Source organism: Bacillus sp. FSL P4-0334, from assembly GCF_038004825.1.
Lineage (GTDB): Bacteria > Bacillota > Bacilli > Bacillales > Bacillaceae > Bacillus > Bacillus velezensis.
The window spans coordinates 3,489,684-3,508,560 of record NZ_JBBORX010000001.1 but is presented as its reverse complement, the minus strand read 5'-3'; the positions used below and the strand labels follow the sequence as shown (position 1 = coordinate 3,508,560).

At 46.3% G+C, this 18,877-nt stretch carries 19 protein-coding genes and 1 riboswitch; of the genes, 17 read left to right on the top strand and 2 right to left on the bottom strand.

Annotated features, from left to right (window positions below; genetic code table 11):
* Positions 1 to 43: 43 nt before the first annotated feature.
* The 12 genes from NSQ37_RS17755 (at position 44) to NSQ37_RS17700 (ending at position 11,579) form a co-directional block, all read left to right on the top strand.
* Positions 44 to 529, top strand: a complete 486-nt coding sequence (locus NSQ37_RS17755; protein WP_015240120.1) for a DUF3907 family protein — start codon at positions 44 to 46, stop codon at positions 527 to 529.
* Between the two features lie 112 nt (positions 530 to 641).
* A complete protein-coding gene (locus tag NSQ37_RS17750; RefSeq protein ID WP_012117887.1) occupies positions 642 to 1,793 on the top strand; it encodes a D-alanyl-D-alanine carboxypeptidase family protein in 1,152 nt (383 codons plus the stop codon).
* Positions 1,781 to 2,371 carry a nucleoside recognition domain-containing protein gene (locus tag NSQ37_RS17745; RefSeq protein ID WP_003153385.1) on the top strand — a complete coding sequence of 197 codons (591 nt, stop codon included), beginning with the start codon at positions 1,781 to 1,783 and terminating at the stop codon, positions 2,369 to 2,371. The genes NSQ37_RS17750 and NSQ37_RS17745 overlap by 13 nt, the downstream gene beginning before the upstream one ends.
* A gap of 4 nt (positions 2,372 to 2,375) precedes the next feature.
* On the top strand, positions 2,376 to 2,912 hold the full coding sequence (gene spmB, locus NSQ37_RS17740; protein WP_015240119.1) for a spore maturation protein SpmB: 537 nt from the start codon (positions 2,376 to 2,378) through the stop codon (positions 2,910 to 2,912).
* A gap of 93 nt (positions 2,913 to 3,005) precedes the next feature.
* Positions 3,006 to 3,740 (top strand): 23S rRNA pseudouridine(2605) synthase RluB, encoded by a 735-nt coding sequence (gene rluB, locus NSQ37_RS17735; RefSeq protein ID WP_007612296.1) that lies wholly within the window; start codon positions 3,006 to 3,008, stop codon positions 3,738 to 3,740.
* Positions 3,741 to 3,824: 84 nt separating this feature from the next.
* Positions 3,825 to 4,364 (top strand): thiol-disulfide oxidoreductase ResA, encoded by a 540-nt coding sequence (gene resA, locus NSQ37_RS17730; RefSeq protein ID WP_003153391.1) that lies wholly within the window; start codon positions 3,825 to 3,827, stop codon positions 4,362 to 4,364.
* Positions 4,361 to 5,989, top strand: a complete 1,629-nt coding sequence (gene resB, locus NSQ37_RS17725) for a cytochrome c biogenesis protein ResB (protein ID WP_253612874.1) — start codon at positions 4,361 to 4,363, stop codon at positions 5,987 to 5,989. The genes resA and resB overlap by 4 nt, the downstream gene beginning before the upstream one ends.
* Positions 5,990 to 6,007: 18 nt before the next feature.
* Positions 6,008 to 7,183: a c-type cytochrome biogenesis protein CcsB gene (gene ccsB, locus NSQ37_RS17720; RefSeq protein ID WP_015240117.1), complete on the top strand. Its 1,176-nt coding sequence runs from the start codon at positions 6,008 to 6,010 to the stop codon at positions 7,181 to 7,183.
* A gap of 81 nt (positions 7,184 to 7,264) precedes the next feature.
* Positions 7,265 to 7,987 (top strand): DNA-binding response regulator ResD, encoded by a 723-nt coding sequence (gene resD / locus NSQ37_RS17715; RefSeq protein WP_003153397.1) that lies wholly within the window; start codon positions 7,265 to 7,267, stop codon positions 7,985 to 7,987.
* Positions 7,984 to 9,765: an ATP-binding protein gene (locus tag NSQ37_RS17710; protein ID WP_025284944.1), complete on the top strand. Its 1,782-nt coding sequence runs from the start codon at positions 7,984 to 7,986 to the stop codon at positions 9,763 to 9,765. The genes resD and NSQ37_RS17710 overlap by 4 nt, the downstream gene beginning before the upstream one ends.
* Before the next feature lie 190 nt (positions 9,766 to 9,955).
* Positions 9,956 to 10,540 carry an RNA polymerase sigma factor SigX gene (sigX, locus tag NSQ37_RS17705; RefSeq protein WP_003153399.1) on the top strand — a complete coding sequence of 195 codons (585 nt, stop codon included), beginning with the start codon at positions 9,956 to 9,958 and terminating at the stop codon, positions 10,538 to 10,540.
* Positions 10,515 to 11,579 (top strand): sugar dehydratase, encoded by a 1,065-nt coding sequence (locus NSQ37_RS17700; RefSeq protein ID WP_253613216.1) that lies wholly within the window; start codon positions 10,515 to 10,517, stop codon positions 11,577 to 11,579. Before sigX ends, NSQ37_RS17700 begins: the two co-directional genes overlap by 26 nt.
* Positions 11,580 to 11,624: 45 nt before the next feature.
* Here the strand turns inward: NSQ37_RS17700 and serA are convergent, their stop codons facing one another.
* Positions 11,625 to 13,202: a phosphoglycerate dehydrogenase gene (serA, locus tag NSQ37_RS17695; RefSeq protein WP_007409437.1), complete on the bottom strand. Its 1,578-nt coding sequence runs from the start codon at positions 13,200 to 13,202 to the stop codon at positions 11,625 to 11,627.
* Between the two features lie 206 nt (positions 13,203 to 13,408).
* A riboswitch (FMN riboswitch) is annotated at positions 13,409 to 13,543 on the top strand.
* A gap of 147 nt (positions 13,544 to 13,690) precedes the next feature.
* Between serA and NSQ37_RS17690 the strand changes: the two genes are divergently transcribed.
* Entirely contained in the window at positions 13,691 to 14,263 is a 573-nt protein-coding gene (locus NSQ37_RS17690; protein ID WP_015240114.1) for an ECF transporter S component, read from the top strand.
* A 139-nt stretch (positions 14,264 to 14,402) separates the two neighbouring features.
* Here the strand turns inward: NSQ37_RS17690 and NSQ37_RS17685 are convergent, their stop codons facing one another.
* Positions 14,403 to 14,651: a ferredoxin gene (locus NSQ37_RS17685; protein WP_003153403.1), complete on the bottom strand. Its 249-nt coding sequence runs from the start codon at positions 14,649 to 14,651 to the stop codon at positions 14,403 to 14,405.
* Positions 14,652 to 14,919: 268 nt separating this feature from the next.
* On the opposite strand from NSQ37_RS17685, the gene NSQ37_RS17680 reads away from it, so the two are divergent.
* From NSQ37_RS17680 to NSQ37_RS17665, 4 genes are read left to right on the top strand one after another with little or no spacing between them, the layout of a single operon-like run.
* Positions 14,920 to 15,978 (top strand): helix-turn-helix domain-containing protein, encoded by a 1,059-nt coding sequence (locus NSQ37_RS17680; protein WP_076425384.1) that lies wholly within the window; start codon positions 14,920 to 14,922, stop codon positions 15,976 to 15,978.
* Positions 15,971 to 17,461, top strand: coding sequence for a RecQ family ATP-dependent DNA helicase (locus NSQ37_RS17675; protein ID WP_094031812.1), 1,491 nt, complete (start codon positions 15,971 to 15,973; stop codon positions 17,459 to 17,461). Before NSQ37_RS17680 ends, NSQ37_RS17675 begins: the two co-directional genes overlap by 8 nt.
* Positions 17,462 to 17,475: 14 nt before the next feature.
* On the top strand, positions 17,476 to 18,063 hold the full coding sequence (locus tag NSQ37_RS17670) for a CPBP family intramembrane glutamic endopeptidase (protein WP_015240111.1): 588 nt from the start codon (positions 17,476 to 17,478) through the stop codon (positions 18,061 to 18,063).
* Positions 18,041 to 18,811, top strand: coding sequence for a LysM peptidoglycan-binding domain-containing protein (locus tag NSQ37_RS17665; protein ID WP_007409442.1), 771 nt, complete (start codon positions 18,041 to 18,043; stop codon positions 18,809 to 18,811). Before NSQ37_RS17670 ends, NSQ37_RS17665 begins: the two co-directional genes overlap by 23 nt.
* The last annotated feature ends 66 nt before the right edge of the window (positions 18,812 to 18,877 follow it).

The window sequence follows — 18,877 nt, the reverse complement described above, 5'->3', positions numbered from 1 at the left end:
GACGCAAATGACGACGTACAAGAGAGGAAGGAAACGGACGGAAATGGGAAATTCGATTGTGAGGGCCCATACTGAAGAAACTGGTGAATTTTTAGCCGAGGTTGTCACGATGGTCAGCAGCTATTTAAATCATACAACTTTGCCGGAGATGCGGGCTCAAGGAGAGGCGGATGAAGCATACTGCCGCGACGTGCTCAGTGTGCTGAGGAGGATGACCGTCTTTTGCGAAGGCGCCCAGGAAGCCTGCAGGCGGCTTTTAATGCAGGAGCCGTTTCATGAGGCGAGAGCGGAAAAAACGCTGTATAAAGTATATCATCAGTGCGTGGAAGAGTTTTTCATGCCGAAAAAGGATACATGGTACGAAAACAGCCGCGCCGCTTATACAGGCCAAAGCGCGATTGAATTCTACCAGCAAGTGCCGGACTCGCTGCGGAGCCTTCTGCTTTCGCTCAGCAGTGAATTTCTGCGCATGCGGGAAGAATTGGCGCAATATGAAGCATCAGGCTCAAATATGGCATCAGTCAGATAAAAACTCTTCCTTTTGGGAGAGTTTTTTTATGTGAAAGTGATGCAATTGGTATTCATAAGTCATGGACATGCGCATAAACTTGTACAAACCCACAACAAGGACGTGAGCATTCATGCGCTTTCTCAAAAAAGCTGCCGTATTTCTTTTGACTTTTGTTATTCTTTTTTCCATTACAGACGGCAATACGGCACATGCCCAAATACATGTCAGCGCAAAAAGCGCGATTATAATCGACGGAGCATCTGGCCGGGTGTTATTCGCCAAGGATGAACATCATAAGCGGCGGATTGCAAGCATTACGAAAATCATGACGGCGGTGCTGGCGATTGAATCAGGGAAGATGGAAGAGACCGTGACGGTTTCCCCGAATGCCGTAAAAACGGAAGGCTCAGCCATTTATCTTCAGCCGGGACAAAAAGTAAAGCTGAAAGATCTCGTATACGGGCTTATGTTAAGGTCAGGAAATGACGCCGCTGCGGCAATAGCGGAATATGTCGGCGGAAGCCTTGACGGTTTTGTATTTATGATGAACAAAAAAGCCGAGCAAATCGGGATGGAAAATACAAAATTTCAAAATCCGCACGGGCTGGACGACCATGAAAATTTATATTCAACGGCGTATGACATGGCGCTTTTGACTAAATACGCGATGAAAATCAAGGAATACCGGACCGTTTCAGGCACAAAAGTGTATAAGGCGGAAACGATGGACCGGGTATGGAAAAATAAAAACAAGCTTCTGACAGGGCTCTACCGTTACAGCACAGGCGGAAAAACAGGTTACACAAAAATCGCGAAACGGACGCTCGTCTCGACGGCCTCAAAAGACGGTACGGATCTCATCGCGGTCACCATAAATGATCCGGATGATTGGGATGATCATATGAATATGTTTAATTATGTCTTTGAGCACTATAAAACCTATGTCGTCGCTAAAAAAGGCGGCATCCCGAAGCTGAAAAAGACGTTTTACGGAAAGCGCGCTTTTATTGCCCGGGATGTCAAATATTTGTTAAAAGAGGATGAAATAGACGATGTAAAAATCCGCACAACCTTAATAAAACCGAAAAAAGCCTGGAAAAAGGACGCCTCTCTCATTCCTGATGTCGTCGGCCGGATGACTGTTATGCATGATGGGAAAGTGATCGCCAAGATCCCCGTCTATTATGAAAATGAGCGCCATAAAAAACCGAAAAAGCATTTCATTGAGACGTTTACGAGCCTGTTTATGAGCGCGGCGGGCGGTTCGTCATGGTCAATTTAATCTGGGTATGTCTGACGGTAATCGGACTTGTCTTTGCGATGTTTAACGGTACCTTGCAGGATGTGAATGAAGCCGTTTTTAAAGGAGCGAAAGAAGCGGTTACGATCTCGTTCGGATTAATGAGCGTTCTCGTGTTCTGGCTCGGCCTGATGAAAATAGCCGAGCAGTCCGGCCTTTTGGATATATTCAGCAGAATGTGCCGCCCGTTTATTTCTAAGCTGTTTCCCGATATTCCCCCTGATCATCCGGCGATGGGATACATCTTATCAAATCTCATGGCAAACTTTTTCGGACTGGGAAATGCGGCGACACCGCTCGGCATTAAAGCCATGGAGCAGATGAAAAAGCTGAATGGAGGTAAGTCTGAGGCCAGCCGTTCCATGATTACCTTTTTGGCGGTAAATACTTCGAGTATTACATTGATACCGACAACCGTCATTGCCGTGCGCATGGCTTACTCGGCGAAATCACCGACCGATATCGTCGGGCCGACCATCTTAGCGACTTTAATTTCGGGAATCGGCGCGATTTTCATTGACCGCTACTTCTGGTACCGCCGCAAAAGAAAAGGGAGGTAAGCGAATGGAAATGGTGAATTGGCTGTCTTTAGCCATGATTCCGATTATTATCGCCGGTATATTGATATACGGCACGATCAAAAAAGTGCCGACGTATGAATCATTCGTTGAAGGCGGAAAAGAAGGAATTGAGATTGCGTTTTCCATCATTCCGTATTTGGTCGGGATGCTGGTGGCGATTACCGTATTCCGGGCCTCGGGCGCGCTGGATTTTGTCATGGGGCTGTGCAAGCCTTTCTTTACAGCGATCGGCATTCCCGCAGAAGTCGTGCCGCTTGCTCTGATCCGCCCGATTTCGGGGACGGCGGCGCTCGGCATGACGACAGATCTGATCGCCGTGTACGGGCCTGATTCATTTATCGGCAGGCTGGCTTCGGTCATGCAGGGATCGACTGACACGACGCTGTATGTCCTGACGGTGTATTTCGGGGCGGTCGGCATCAAAAAAATGGGGGATGCTTTAAAGGTTGGTCTTCTTGCTGATTTGATCGGGGTGGTTGCATCAATCATCATAGTTACGTTATTATTTGGAAGCGCCTGAAATCAGGCGCTTTTTATATATCAAAATAACTCTCCTTGAAAAAGCTTGTTTGTTCAAGGGGAAAAAAGTAAGATTATACTTGAGGTGAACGACATGGAAAGACTGCAAAAAGTTATTGCTCATGCCGGCGTGGCATCACGCAGAAAGGCAGAAGAGCTGATAAAAGAAGGAAAAGTAAAGGTGAATGGAAAAGTAATAACAGAGCTCGGCGTAAAAGTGACCGGTTCTGATCAGATTGAAGTAAACGGATTAAAGGTGGAGCGGGAAGAACCCGTGTACTTTCTGCTTTATAAACCGAGAGGAGTGATCTCAGCAGCTGATGACGACAAAGGGCGGAAAGTGGTGACCGACTTTTTCAAAGAAGTGCCGCAGCGCATTTATCCGATCGGCAGGCTTGATTATGATACGAGCGGACTTTTATTGCTGACAAATGACGGCGAGTTTGCCAACAAACTCATGCATCCGAAATACGAAATTGATAAGACGTACGTCGCCAAAGTGAAGGGGATTCCTTCCAAGGAACTTCTGAGAAAGCTTGAGCGCGGCATTCAGCTTGAAGAAGGCAAGACGGCGCCGGCCAGAGCGAAAATGCTTTCCCTGGACAAAAGAAAGCAGACGAGCATCATTCAGCTGACGATTCATGAAGGCCGGAACAGACAGGTCCGCCGCATGTTCGAGGCGATCGGTCATGACGTGCTGAAACTAAAACGTGAAGAATACGCATTTTTAGATTTAAGAGGCCTGCGCACAGGAGACGCAAGAGAATTGTCGCCGCATGAGGTGAAAAGGCTGCGGGCTTTAGCTGAACACGGTAAAAACGCTTTCTAATTTTCACATAACCTTCAAAAATTACAAAACGTGTTGATGATATAATTGAATGGATTTGCAGGCAGGGGAGGGGAGCAGTGTACAATGAACAAAAAACGGCGGCGTTTATTCATTCGGACCGGCATCCTTCTCATCTTACTCTGCGCGCTCGGATATACCATCTATAATGCCGTATACACAAACGGTGAGCGTATATCTGAGGGGTCCAAAGCCCCGAATTTCGCGCTGAAAGATACAGAGGGCAGACTCATAGAACTGAGTCAGTTAAAAGGAAAAGGTGTTTTTCTGAATTTCTGGGGAACGTGGTGTGAGCCGTGTAAGCAGGAATTTCCCTATATGGAGAATCAATACAAGCATTTTAAAGACCTCGGTGTCGAGGTGGTTGCGGTAAATGTCGGCGAATCAAAAATTGCAGTACATAATTTTATGAAAACATACGGCGTCAATTTCCCGGTTGCGCTCGATACTGACCGGCAAGTGCTGGACGCGTACGGCGTATCACCTATTCCGACGACATTTTTGATCAATCCCGACGGAAAAGTCGTGAAAGTGGTGACCGGCACGATGACAGAACGCATGGTTCATGACTATATGAATTTAATTAAGCCGGAGGCGTCTTCATGAAAAAGGTCAAATGTGAATGCGGGCACGTGAATCCAGCCGGGACGGTTTTGTGCGAGTCGTGCGGGAAGCCGCTTGATGATCAAAAATCGCCGCTTGCCGATATGCGGTACGACGGCAGCGCAAGGCGTTCGCAAACATATAACAAAACAATCGTAGATAAGGTATGGAACTTCTTTTCTTCCGTAAAAGTCGGAATATGGCTGATCGTCATTACTCTGGCGGCGTCTGCTTTCGGCACGGTTTTTCCGCAGGAAGCTTATCTGCCGCCGGGCGCCCAGCCGGATACATATTATGAACAGCAGTACGGCATAATCGGCCAAATGTATTATCTGCTGGGATTTCATCACCTGTACGGCTCATGGTGGTATATGCTCCTGATCGCATCCATTGGCATATCACTGGTCATCTGCAGCCTGGATCGGGTGATTCCTTTGTACAGGGCGCTGAAAAATCAAGGAGTTCGGCGGAATCCGGTCTTTTTGAAGAGGCAGCGTCTATACAGCCGGACAGAAACCGAGCTGAGCGGGGATGCGGCTGATGGCCTCAGAACACGATTGAAAAAAAAGCATTATAGAGTGCGAGAACAAGAGGGAAGCATTCTGGCGGAAAAAGGCCGTTTTTCAAGGTGGGGGCCCTACGTCAATCATATCGGCCTGATCATTTTTCTGATCGGAGCCATGCTGAGATTTGTACCTGGTATGTATGTCGATGAAACGCTCTGGGTCCGTGAAGGCGAAACCGCTCAGATCCCCGGCACTGACGGCAAGTATTACTTAAAAAACAATCGGTTCACGATACAGACATATAACAAAAACACTGAGAAAAAAGTATTCGCCGACGCCATTGACAGAGCCGGAAACGGCAAAGTCGCCAAATCCTTCACAACGGACGCGGTTTTGTACAAGAGGGAAGGCGACATTGTATTCGGTGAAAAGCCGAAGCTTAAAAGAGTCAAAGAAAACAATATCCGCGTCAATGAACCGCTGCGCTTTGACTCCTATTCTGTGTATCAGGTGGACTATAAAGAAAACCAGCTCGATCAGATGGTATTTCAGCTGATCGACCAAAAAACAAAACAGTCATTCGGCAAACTGAAGATCAATCTTCTCGATCCCGACACGGACTATGATCTTGGTAACGGTTACAAAGTGCAGATCGCCAGTTATCTTCCTGATTTTTATTTTAACAAGGACGGAGAACCGAGCACGAAAACGAAGGTTCCTAACAATCCGGCTTTTGTCTTTAAAATCACGGCTCCTGACAAGCCGAAAGGGGAGAAAAGTTTTGTTGCGATTCAGCAGACTGTTGAAGGTTCCGAAAGTAACAAGTACAAATTAAAATTCGACCATGTGGAAACGAAAAACATTACAGGACTCACCGTCAGAAAAGATTTAACCTTATGGGTGCTTGCCGTCGGCGGCGCGATCTTTATGATCGGCGTCATTCAAGGAATGTACTGGCAGCACAGAAGGATCTGGATCAAAACAGGTGATCATGAAGTGCTTGTGGCGGGACATACGAACAAAAACTGGTTCGGTCTGAAAAAGGATATCGAATTTGTTCTTAGCGGGACCGGGATTCAAGAGCCGGCCGATCAAAAAGAATTGGCCAAAAATCAGGCCTAGTGAAAAAGGAGTGGTGTCATGGCGGAGCTGAGCGCAAATTTTCTTTATGCTGCCTTTTTGATTTATTTAATTGCCGTCCCGGTTTTCGGCGGCGCCATCCGGGGAACAAAAGGTGCTAAGGACGGTAACGGCCGCTGGTCGGCTATCGGAATCACGTTAACCATATTCGGATTTCTTTGTCATCTCGCCTACTTCATTGCGAGATGGTCGGCAAGCGGACATGCGCCTGTCAGCAATATGTTTGAATTTACGACGTCATTCGGCATGATGCTTGTTCTCGCTTTTATTATTATTTACTTTATTTACAGACTGCCTTCATTAGGCATGTTCACATTGTCTATCGCGCTTTTGCTTATCGCATATGCAAGCATGTTTCCGACAGACATCACGCCGCTTATTCCGTCACTGCAGAGCAATTGGCTGTACATTCACGTCACGACGGCGGCGCTCGGGCAGGCGATTCTTGCGATCAGTTTTGTAGCCGGCGTCATTTTCCTGTTAAAGCATGTCGACCAATCCAGACCGGGCAAAAAAACGTTCTGGCTTGAAGTCATCATGTTTATACTCGTGACGACCGTGGCATTTATTGCCGTCACGTCGGCATTCCGGCTGGCGGACTACAAAGCTGAATTTAATTGGGTGGATAAAAAAGAAGCTAAAAGCGTCATGATATATGATATGCCTGCGCTTGTCGGCCCGCATGAGGGAGAACTGCTTACGGAAGGCGCAATGAAGCCGCTTATTGAGCTTCCGGCCATTTTTTCAGGCAGAAAGGTCAATACGGTGATCTGGTCGTTTGGCGCAGGCCTCGTTTTATACGGTGCGCTCAGGCTGATATTCAGAAAGAGAATCAGCGCTCTTATCAGCCCGCTCGTCAAAAATGTGAATCTGGACTTGGTCGATGAAGTCGGCTACCGCGCTGTTTCCATCGGTTTTCCGGTATTCACACTCGGCGCGCTTGTGTTTGCGATGATTTGGGCGCAGCTTGCATGGACGCGTTTTTGGGGCTGGGACCCGAAGGAAGTATGGGCGCTGATCACCTTTTTATTTTACGCAGCGTATTTGCACTTGCGGCTGTCAAGAGGCTGGCATGGCGAAAAGTCCGCGTGGCTTGCCGTCATCGGCTTCGCCATTATTATGTTTAACTTGATTTTTGTGAATCTCGTGCTTGCCGGACTTCATTCGTACGCATAGATGCAAAAAGCCGATACAGTTCTCAAGCTGCCGCACAGTTTGTTAAAATGAAAGTAACAGAAGGAAAGCAGGGGGAAAACGATGGATCAAACAAATGAAACTAAAATATTAGTAGTAGATGATGAAGCCAGAATTCGACGCCTTTTAAGAATGTACCTTGAACGGGAAAACTATGTGATTGAAGAAGCGGAAAACGGCGACGAGGCCATTAAAATGGGGCTGGCATCAGATTATGATCTGGTGCTCTTGGATTTAATGATGCCGGGAACGGACGGAATCGAAGTATGCCGGCAGCTCAGAGAAAAAAAAGCGACGCCGATTATCATGCTGACGGCAAAAGGGGAAGAAGCCAACCGCGTCCAGGGGTTTGAAGCGGGTACGGACGATTATATCGTCAAGCCTTTCAGCCCGAGAGAAGTGGTGCTTCGGGTAAAGGCGCTTTTAAGAAGAGCTTCCCAAACATCTTATCTGACAGCCAATACCCCGACAAAAAATGTGCTCGTCTTTTCGCATCTATCCATTGATCACGATGCTCACAGGGTGACTGCGGACGGCACGGAGGTGAGCCTGACGCCGAAGGAATATGAACTGCTGTACTTCCTGGCGAAAACACCGGACAAAGTGTACGACAGGGAAAAGCTTTTAAAAGAAGTGTGGCAGTATGAATTTTTCGGAGACCTCAGAACGGTGGACACCCATGTCAAACGGCTCCGTGAAAAATTAAATAAAGTGTCCCCGGGAGCGGCGAAAAAAATCGTCACCGTATGGGGAGTCGGATACAAATTTGAGGTAGGCGCTGAATGAAGTTTTGGAAAAGCGTAGTAGGAAAGCTTTGGTTTACCATTCTTTCACTCGTGTTAATTGTTTTATTTATTTTAACGGTGCTGCTTCTGGAATTTATAGAAAATTACCACGTTGAAGAAGCGGAAAAAGATTTAACGCAGCTTGCCGATAAAATTGCGGTCATAATAGAAAATCATGAAGACCAGCCGCTTGCCAGATCCATCACGTGGGAACTGGCGGACAATTTAACGAGCATCGCGATCATTCAGGATGATAAGCATGTCTGGTATTCGCCCAATGACGATAATCATTTATCCTCTATTACATTAGAGCAGATCAAACATGACCGGGATCTGCACAAGGCGCTGACAGACCGCAAAAAAGTAAGCAAACGCGCGGTCCCCAACAATGCCGGTTCGGATAACGAACGGCTGATCGTCGGAGTGCCGTATGAAAAAGACGGCAAAAAAGGCATGGTTTTTTTATCCCAATCGCTGCTTGCCGTCAAAGATACGACGAAACATACGACACGCTATATTTTTCTTGCGGCGGGCATTGCCATCGTCTTGACAACGTTTTTCGCGTTCTTTTTATCCAGCAGGGTGACATATCCCCTTCGGAAAATGCGGGAAGGCGCCCAAGACTTGGCGAAAGGAAAGTTTGATACAAAAATTCCGATTCTGACCCAAGATGAAATCGGGGAACTGGCCATTGCCTTTAATCAGATGGGACGGCAGCTCAATTTCCATATTAACGCGCTGAATCAGGAAAAAGAACAGCTGTCCAATATTTTAAGCAGTATGGCAGACGGGGTCATCACCATTAATATCGACGGCACCATTTTGGTGACCAACCCGCCGGCCGAACGTTTTCTGCAGGCATGGTATTATGAGCAGAACATGAACATTAAAGAAGGAGACAACCTTCCCCCTGAAGCAAAAGAGCTATTTCAAAATGCAGTGAACACGGAAAAAGAGCAAATGATTGAAATGACGCTTCAAGGAAGGTCATGGGTTTTATTGATGTCGCCTCTTTATGCGGAATCACACGTCCGCGGCGCCGTGGCCGTGCTCCGTGATATGACCGAAGAGCGCAGGCTGGATAAATTGCGTGAAGACTTCATTGCCAATGTCAGTCATGAGCTCAGAACCCCGATTTCTATGCTGCAGGGATACAGCGAAGCAATAGTGGACGACATTGCAAGCACCGAAGAGGAGAAAAAAGAAATCGCGCAGATCATTTATGATGAATCTCTTCGCATGGGCCGGCTCGTCAATGATTTGCTGGATTTGGCCAGAATGGAATCCGGACATACGGGCCTGCACTATGAAACGGTAAACCTGCATGAATTTCTGGAGAAGATCTCCCGCAAATTTTCCGGGGTAGCGAAGGAAAAAGGCGTTTCGCTCACAGAGGACATCTCGGTGTCTCAGCCGGAGTGTGTCTTTGATGAAGACAAAATGGAACAGGTGTTTACCAACCTTATAGATAATGCGCTGCGCCATACGGAGTCAGGCGGAAGCGTTCATATCGCGGCTCAGACCGTAAAAGACGGACTGAAAATCGATATCAAAGATTCCGGCTCGGGAATACCGGAAGAGGATCTGCCTTTTATTTTTGAACGTTTTTATAAAGCGGACAAAGCAAGAACAAGAGGCAGGGCGGGAACCGGACTCGGACTCGCCATCGTAAAAAATATCGTGGAAGCCCACGGCGGCTCAATTGCGGTTCACAGCAGCATCGACAAAGGGACGACGTTTACATTTTATATTCCGACAAAAGCGCAGGATGACGTCTGAAATTGACGAACAATCTTGTTCCATACGAAACACCCGCATGTTCTGCGGGTGTTTTTTATTTGTTTCTCCTTTAAAAATTTAAGAATATGTTAATATAAATTCCCTTCCAAATTCCAGTTTCTCGTAATATAGTTGTAATGTAACTTTTCAACGCATTTTTACGACAAAAAAGTGAACGGAGGGGTTTCCCATGGAAGAAACCTTTCAGATATTATATGATGCATACCATCAAGATTTATATCAATTTTTATTTTATATGGTAAAAGATAAGTCGCAGGCTGAAGATTTGACGCAGGAAGTGTATATCCGCGTCTTGAATTCCTATCATACATTTGAAGGAAGAAGCAGTGAAAAAACATGGCTGTTGTCCATCGCACGCCATGTGGCGATTGACTGGTTCCGCAAGCAGCAGACGATCAGACAGCGTATTATGGGTACGTTTGATTGGGATACACAAGATGTCAGAGATCAGCATTTGCTTCCGGACGAACTCGCCGTACAGCATGAAAACGTCCGGGAAATTTATACCGCGCTTGATCATTGCACCATTGATCAAAGAGCTGTTATTATCTTGAGATTTATTCAGGGATATTCCATTCAGGAAACAGCCGCCGCTCTCCGCTTCTCGGAAAGCAAAGTCAAAACGACCCAACACAGAGGGCTCAAAATACTTCGGAAACAGATGGAGCTTTTGAGGGAGGAGCTAATGGATGATGAAGTCATATTGGAACGAAGAAAGAGTAGAGGAGTTGTTAAGACAACTTCCGGCGGTTAGAGATCATCGTTCACCCGAGGCCATTTACCGGAATATTGAAACGGGTAAACCGTACAGGAAAAAACCGGCCCGAAGCTGGATCAGCCCCGCCGCAGCCGGCGTCTGCGCATTGTGCATCGCTCTGATTATATCTCCTCACCTGATGACAAACAAATCTTCCGGTGATCTTACCGCTGACAGCCGCCAGACTGAAAAAGCCAGTCAGTCAGCTTCTGTCAAGCCGCCGGATCAGAAGACGTTCGTCGTCTCAAACCAAAACAAAAACAATTACATTACTTTGGCATTTGCCGATTCAGAAACATCCGCCGTCATACCGGTCAGTTTTGAAAAAAAGAAGCCGGATGAATCGGTATCAGAGGCTTTATCCGAAGCGGAAGACCTAGAAGTGCCCGAATCCTTCCTGTCTGTGCCGAACCTTTTGGAAGGTGTGCAGGTAACGGAGGATAAGAAGGATTTGCTTGTGCAGGTAAACGGACGGCTTTCTATCGAATCAGTTGTCGATGCTGACTTATTGAAAAAGATGCTGAAAGAGACTTTGACATGGAGTCCTTACGAGCGGATTAAATTGAAAAAGGTTCAAAACGGAGCCGGACAGGATTTTTATAAATCTTACGGCATTTCCGCTGAGATGTCCGTACATAAACAGACAAACCGGGCGTATTTTTCTTACAGCGACAGTCTGGGACAAGAGTATCTCGTCCCGTCTGAACAAACCTATTATTCAGTATATCAGGCTATTGACGGGATGAAGACAACAGACGGAGGCTCACAGACTGCGAGCATTATAGAAGCCGATGCGATTGCATCGGTATCGGAAAGGGAAGACGGCGAGCAGCTGCGGATTCAATTGTCCGAAAAACATAAGGTTGAAGATTCGCTGGAAGGGATTTTAATGATCGAAGGACTTCTGTTAACTGCGAAGGAATTCGGTTATTCTGAGGTGCTGTTCACACATGCGCATACAAAGAAAATCGGTAATTATGATGTGACAAAACCTATCGCTGTGCCTGCCGCGCCTAATCCGCTTCCAAGCCATTAAACGTAAAAAACCCAAAACATATGAATGTTTTGGGTTTTTTGTTGGTTACGGAAGGTCAATCAGTTTAACGGAAACAATATCCTGAATTGAAGTCAGCTCATTGACGACTTTATCATCTAAATGTTTATCAAAAGAAAGCATCATAATGGCTTCTCCGCCTTTTTCTTTACGGCCTACCTGCATGGTAGCGATATTGATATCGTTATCGCCGAGGATGCGTCCTACGCGTCCGATTACACCAGTCGTATCCTGGTGCTGGATATAAACGAGGTGGCCGGCAGGATTTAAGTCAATATTAAAGCCGTTCAGTTCAACGATTCGTTCACCGAAGTGAGGGATATACGTAGCCGTTAACGTAAATGTGCTCCGGTCTCCGGTTACTTTTACGCTGATGCAGTTATCATATCCTGATTCATTGGAGGAAATCTTCTCGCTGAAGCTGATTCCGCGTTCTTTTGCTACACCGCCGGCGTTCACTTCATTGACCGTTGAGTCTACACGCGGTTTTAAGAAACCGGACAGCAGGCTTTTTGTAATAAATGATGTTTCAAGTTTGGCGATGGTGCCTTCATATTGAATCGCAACATCTTTGACGGGTTCCTTCATACATTGTGACACGAGACTTCCGATTTTATCGGCAATTTGGTGATAAGGCTGGATTTTTTTGAATTCATCTTTCGTCATCGCAGGCAGGTTGATCGCTGACATGACAGGCAGACCTTTTGCAAACTGCAGCACTTCTTCAGAAACCTGTGCAGCGACATTCAGCTGTGCTTCTTTCGTTGAAGCGCCTAAGTGAGGTGTGGCGATCACCAGCGGATGGTCGGGAAGCTTTGATTCAACTGGCGGTTCCACTTCAAACACGTCAAGGGCAGCGCCTGCGACATGGCCGCTTTCCAGCGCTTCCAAAAGCGCCGCTTCATCAATAATGCCGCCTCTTGCGCAGTTGATAAGACGGACGCCTTTTTTCGTTTTGGCAATGGTTTCTCTGTTAAGCAGTCCTTTTGTTTCCTTTGTTAAAGGCGTGTGGACGGTAATGATATCCGCGCTTTCAAGCACTTCTTCGAATGTCCGGCTGTTTACGCCGATTTTACCGGCTCTCTCTTCGGTTAAGAAAGGATCGAATACATGAACCGTCATACCGAACGCTCTGGCGCGCTGGGCAATCTCGCTTCCGATCCGGCCCAGACCGACAATGCCTAAAGTCTTTCCGTAGAGCTCCGCCCCGACAAAAGCCGTCCGGTTCCATTCTCTTGATTTTACTGAGATATTGGCTTGCGGAATGTGTCTCATTAATGAAGAAATCATCGCGAATGTATGCTCTGCCGTTGAAATGGTGTTTCCATTCGGCGCGTTTATCACGATAACCCCATGTTTTGTGGCCTCATCAATGTCGATGTTGTCTACGCCGACACCGGCTCTGCCGACGATTTTTAAAGAGGTCATTTTTTTAAACAATTCTTCGGTTACTTTCGTGGCACTGCGGACTAACAGGGCATCAAAGGTATGTAATTCATCTTCTGCATCCGCGACGTTTTTTTGAACAATTTCTATAAAGTCTGATTCCATCAGCGGCTTTAAGCCGTCATTGCTCATCTTATCTGAGACCAAAACTCGAAACATTGTTAGATTTCCTCCTAGTTTAGCTGACTAAATATCTGATAATTTATCATATTCTCAATAGAGTGTCAATGTGTATTGACGCAGTAAAGGAGAAAAGGAAACCGCTGAATCAGCTTAAATTGGGCTTCCCCAATATTTTATTTAAATTTGAGCAGCTCTCTATACAATTGCAATTTGATCATATATAATGTGAATAAATTCATAAGATCAATCTTCGGGGCAGGGTGAAATTCCCTACCGGCGGTGATGAGCATCATGCTCTAAGCCCGCGAGCTGCTTCGGCGGCAGGATCCGGTGAGATTCCGGAGCCGACAGTATAGTCTGGATGGGAGAAGATGGAGGTTCAGCAGGCGTTTTGATGCTTATATCAAACGTTTCTTTGCCAAGCCTTAGTAAGCTCCCGCTTTTTAACAAAAGCGGTTTTTTTATTGGGGCGCAAAAGAACCTTTCCTCTTTTCGAGAGATTTGATCGAAAAGGAGAGAGCATTGTGAAAGTAAAAAAATTAGTTGTCATCAGTATGCTTAGCAGTATTGCTTTTGTGCTTATGCTGTTAAATTTCCCGTTTCCGGGGCTGCCGGATTACTTGAAAATTGATTTCAGTGACGTTCCTGCAATTATCGCCATTTTGGTTTACGGGCCTGCGGCGGGGATTGCGGTTGAAGCGATTAAAAATATTCTGCAGTATATCATTCAAGGAAGCATGGCCGGCGTGCCTGTCGGGCAGGCAGCCAATTTTATCGCAGGAACGCTGTTTATTCTGCCGACGGCGTTTATGTTTAAAAAGCTCAAATCTGCTAAAGGACTTGCAGTGAGCCTGCTGGCCGGAACCGCAGCGATGACTGTATTGATGAGTATTTTGAACTATATTCTTATCCTGCCCGCGTATACTTGGTTTTTACATTCACCGGCACTGTCAAACAGCCAGTTAAAAACGGCGGTTGTCGCAGGAATCCTGCCGTTTAACATTGTAAAAGGCGTTATCATCACCATCGTCTTTACGTTCATCTTTACGAAGCTGAAACCTTGGATTGAACAAAAACGCAGCATCCAGACACAATAACCACTTCAAACGCCCGCTCTGTAAAACACAGACCGGGCGCTTTTTTGATTGTTTGATCACGCAAAAAAATAAGACTCCGGCCGATAACAGCCGGAGTCTTATTCAGGACGAAAAAGCTCCTCTCACGGGGAGGGCTTTTTTATTCGTATTTCAGCGGGTCGCCTTCGAACGGTTCATCCGCAACTTTGATTGAATCAGTAGGGCATCCTTCAAATGCGTCAATCATATCTTCTTCCAGAACTTCCGGAACTTCGACGACGCCTTTATTTTCGTCAAGCGTAACGAACGCAATGCCTTCATCATCATAATCATAAATGTCTGGTGCCGCAGCTCCGCAGGCGCCGCATGCAATACACGTATCTTTATCTACAATTGTGTACTTTGCCATGAATAAAACCTCCCAGATTGTTCGTGTTGGAACAAATGGTTTACCTTATATATTTTTAAATATAACACCTATTCCTCTTACTTATTGTAATGATGTTAGTGTCAAATTTCAACAGAAAAATGATTGAGAATGCTTATCACATAAGGGATTCTCTTTAGCACTTCCCCCTAAAAGATGACTTTAAACGTCAAATTTATATGAAAATCTGTTAAAATAAAAAGAACCAAAAAACGAAACTTGTCACAGAAGAAATGTAGGTGTGTTTAGATTGGCGATAAACTACTTTGATACCGTGGTTCTCGACTGTCTGAACAAAATAGACGGCGAACGGACTCCGAGTGCTGTGTTTCATTTATTAAAAGGAAAAAAGTCGTCTCAAACCATTCAGGATGCCGGCTTATTTCAGATCGCTAAATATTTCGGCATGGCTTCACATTGTGAACGCGGCGATATTGCGGCTTCTTTGCATAAACTCACCGAGAACTCATACATTACAGCCGGAAAAGAAGAGGGAACGTGGAAAGTGACTGCGCGCGGCGTTCAAAGGCTTGAACGGGCGTTTGCCGAGCGTCCTTGGCCGAAGCACTGCCACGGCGCGAATTATCAAACGCCTGCTGTCACCCTGTGGAGGCGGCTTTCCCTGCTCATTCAAGTCCTGTCAAACAAAGAGCATCAATGCAGTCAATATATCCCGGTTACAAACGATGTGCAGACGCTGAGATGGGTCAAACGGTTCATGCGGAAAAACAGAGACGCTAAAGAGCTCTCCGTCCAAATGCATGAGACGCTGTTTCACCTTCTGCAAGGCGTAAGTGAACGGCAGGCGCTTATTTTTGTCTATTCTTTAACTTCATTCAACAGAATCGGCAAAACGAATAAGCAGCTTGCTCTCCAGCTGAACGAAGATGAATGGTATGTGTCCGTCCAGTTTTGGGGAGCGGTACATTATGTTATTCAATCGCTTCCGCAATGTGCATATCCCGCTCTGCGCGAGCTGTTGTCCGATTTGCAGGCGGAAAGCGCGCTGACACAGTCTGCCAGAAAAACCTTTGAGCTGTTGGAAAAAGGGTTTCCGATTGAACGGATCGCCGCGGTCAGAAATTTAAAAACCGCCACAATCGAAGATCATATCGTAGAAATATCATTGCATCAGCCTGCATTTTTTATAGAACAGTATCTTTCTGAAGAGGAACAGCGTATGATAACGGCATTTGCAAAACAGCATCAAACGAATAAAATTAAACGGATTCGCGAAGGAATGCAGATGCGCTTCAGCTATTTTCAGATCAGGCTGGCGCTGGCAAAGACGGTGAATCAGCATGACTGAGCTGCATAAAGCTTTATCCAGGTATTTTGGTTTGCATTCCTTTAAAAAAGGGCAGGAAGAGATTATGACTAGCGTGCTCCAAAAAAAAGATACGATCGCCATGCTTCCGACCGGCGGGGGAAAATCATTATGCTATCAGCTCCCGGGTTACATGATGGACGGGCTGGTGCTGATTATTTCGCCGCTCCTTTCATTAATGGAAGATCAGGTGCAGCAGCTGAAAGCGAAAGGAGAAAAGCGGGTTGCTGCATTAAACAGCATGCTGAATTCCGCAGAGCGGCATTTTATCCTCAGCAACATCAGCCGTTATAAATTTCTCTATATGTCTCCTGAAGCCCTTTCTTCACCTTATGTGCTGAACCGTTTGAAAAATGTCTCGGTCAGTTTATTTGTTATTGATGAGGCTCATTGCATATCAGAATGGGGACATGATTTCAGGCCTGATTATTCGAAGCTCGGACCTTTCAGGCAGGCACTCGGAAAGCCGCCTGTATTGGCGCTGACCGCAACAGCGACAAAAGAAACGCTCAGAGACGTGACGGATGTGCTCGGACTTGAGCATGCGGTGCGTCATCTTTATTCAGTCAACCGGCCGAATATTCTCCTGGCGGCAGAACATTTGGCTGATAATGCCGAAAAAATAAGCAGGCTCACGGAGCTTGCCGAAAAGCTTGAAGGCCCGGGTATCATATATTGTCCGACCAGAAAATGGGCGGAAGAGCTTGCGGCTGAGCTGAACGAAAAAACGGGAAAGCGGACGGATTATTATCACGGCGGAATGGATACAGGCGACAGGATTTTAATCCAGCAGCAATTTATCCATAACCAGCTTGATTGCATCTGCTGCACCAATGCGTTCGGCATGGGTGTGGATAAGTCAGATATCCGCTTTGTCATTCACTTTTATCCTCCCCAAACGGCCGAGGCCTTTATGCAGGAAATCGGCAGAGCGGGACGCGACGGCAGCCCGAGTGTCAGTATTTTGCTGAGGGCGCCCGGCGATACCGAGCTTCAGCAGCAGATTATTCAGACAGAAAGCCTGTCTGATTATGACCTGGAAGGCATTCTGGCCGTCATACGGGATGCCGGTACGGGTGATGAACGAAAGCTTCGGGACGTTCTGATCAATAAGGGCGTCCAGGAAACACAGGCGCGAACGGCCGTCCATCTGTATCTGCAAGGAAAAACCACAAAAGAGCAACTGCAGGAAGAACTGACATACCGCGTGGAAAAGAAGCTGCGTAAAATGAATCGTTTTTCGGCGTTATTAGAGCGGAAAGAATGTATAAGAGAAGCGCTGCTGTCTTATTTTGATGAACCGTATGAGCCTGATGGTCAAACCGGACAATGCTGCAGCAGCTGCGGACTTGATCTGGCTCCGTACGAGCAAAAAGGAGAACGTAAAAATATGGAACGGTTTGAAGATTGGAAGCTGGAATTAGGCCGGATTTTCGGATCAGAGTCTGCGGGTGAGTTCAGCTGAGACGGCAAAGCGAATTGATCCGGCAGCTCTCAGACCGGGAGATTGTGATGCAGCTGTACGCCACCCAATTGCTCATATTGGCGGTTTCAGCTATTATCGGCTTTTTCTTTTTTACCGACATTCACGATTTTTTAAAGCTGTGGCATATACGTGACGATAATATCATATGGTACGGTGTAACTCTTGCCGTCCTTGTCATTTTTGCCGATCTGGCGGTGATGAAATGGTGTCCTTCGCATTTATATGATGACGGCGGCATTAATGTATTGCTTTTTAAGAACAGGCCGGTTCTGCACATTTTGTTTTTGACGCTTCTCATTTCGTTCAGCGAAGAGATTTTGTTCAGAGGCGTTCTGCAGACACATATCGGCTTATGGGCCGCCAGCTTCATTTTTACCGTGCTTCATTTCAGATACTTGGCGAAGTGGCTTCTGTTTATGATGGTTGCGGGCATCAGTCTTTTGCTGGGGCTTATCTATGAATGGACCGGCAATTTATTCGTTCCGGTTACAGCGCATTTTATTATTGATGCGGTATTTGCCTGTCAGATCCGTTTTCAATATGTTAGGAGGGGTTTGCATGACGGAAATGTCAAGAGTTGAAAGAAGAAAAGCTCAGCTGCGTGCCGAGCAGCAGGTTGCCGCGGCCGCGGATGAACAAATTGAATATCTTGAAGACAGCCTCCCGACAAGACAATCTGTAAAAGAGGAGCGTAAAAAAAAGGAAGAGCAGGTGAAGGAAAAAACCAAAACAAAAACGCCGCTGTTCACTTTTCTGACCGTCCTGTTCATTATCGTAACAATCGGTGTCTTTTTCGGTCTTCTTTATATGACGAACAGCAGCAGATTTGACCCGAAGGACTATGAAGATGTCTTTATAGACCACAGTGAAAGCGCGCCTGCCGTTATTCCGAAAGGCGCTCAGAAAGAAACGTCAGAAACCGCTCTTTTAGAACAACCGAAAAAAAAGTCTGACGACAAAGATAAGAAAGAAGCGGCTGCACCTGAAAAAACGAAAGAAAAACCAAGTGAAAAAACACCTAAAAAAACGGAAACGCCCTCAGAAAAACAAGTAAAGCCGACAGACACCGAATACGCGGAGACAAAACAGCAGTCTCCGCCGGCTGTCCGTGAAAAAGCGGCTCCGGCTGAGGCGAGTGATCAAGCCGGGACTGTCCCAAAAAAAGTGCGGACCGTACAGCATACTGTACAGCCGAAAGAAACGCTTTACCGCATTTCAATGAAATACTATAAAAGCCGGGCGGGTGAAGAAAAAATCCGCAGCTACAACGGATTAAACGGAAACGACGTGTACACCGGCCAGGTTCTGAACATTCCGCTGTCTGATTAAAATAAATGCATGTTTTCACCTCGTTTTTCATATAGTGTACCAATGAAAACGGACAAGGTGTGAAGC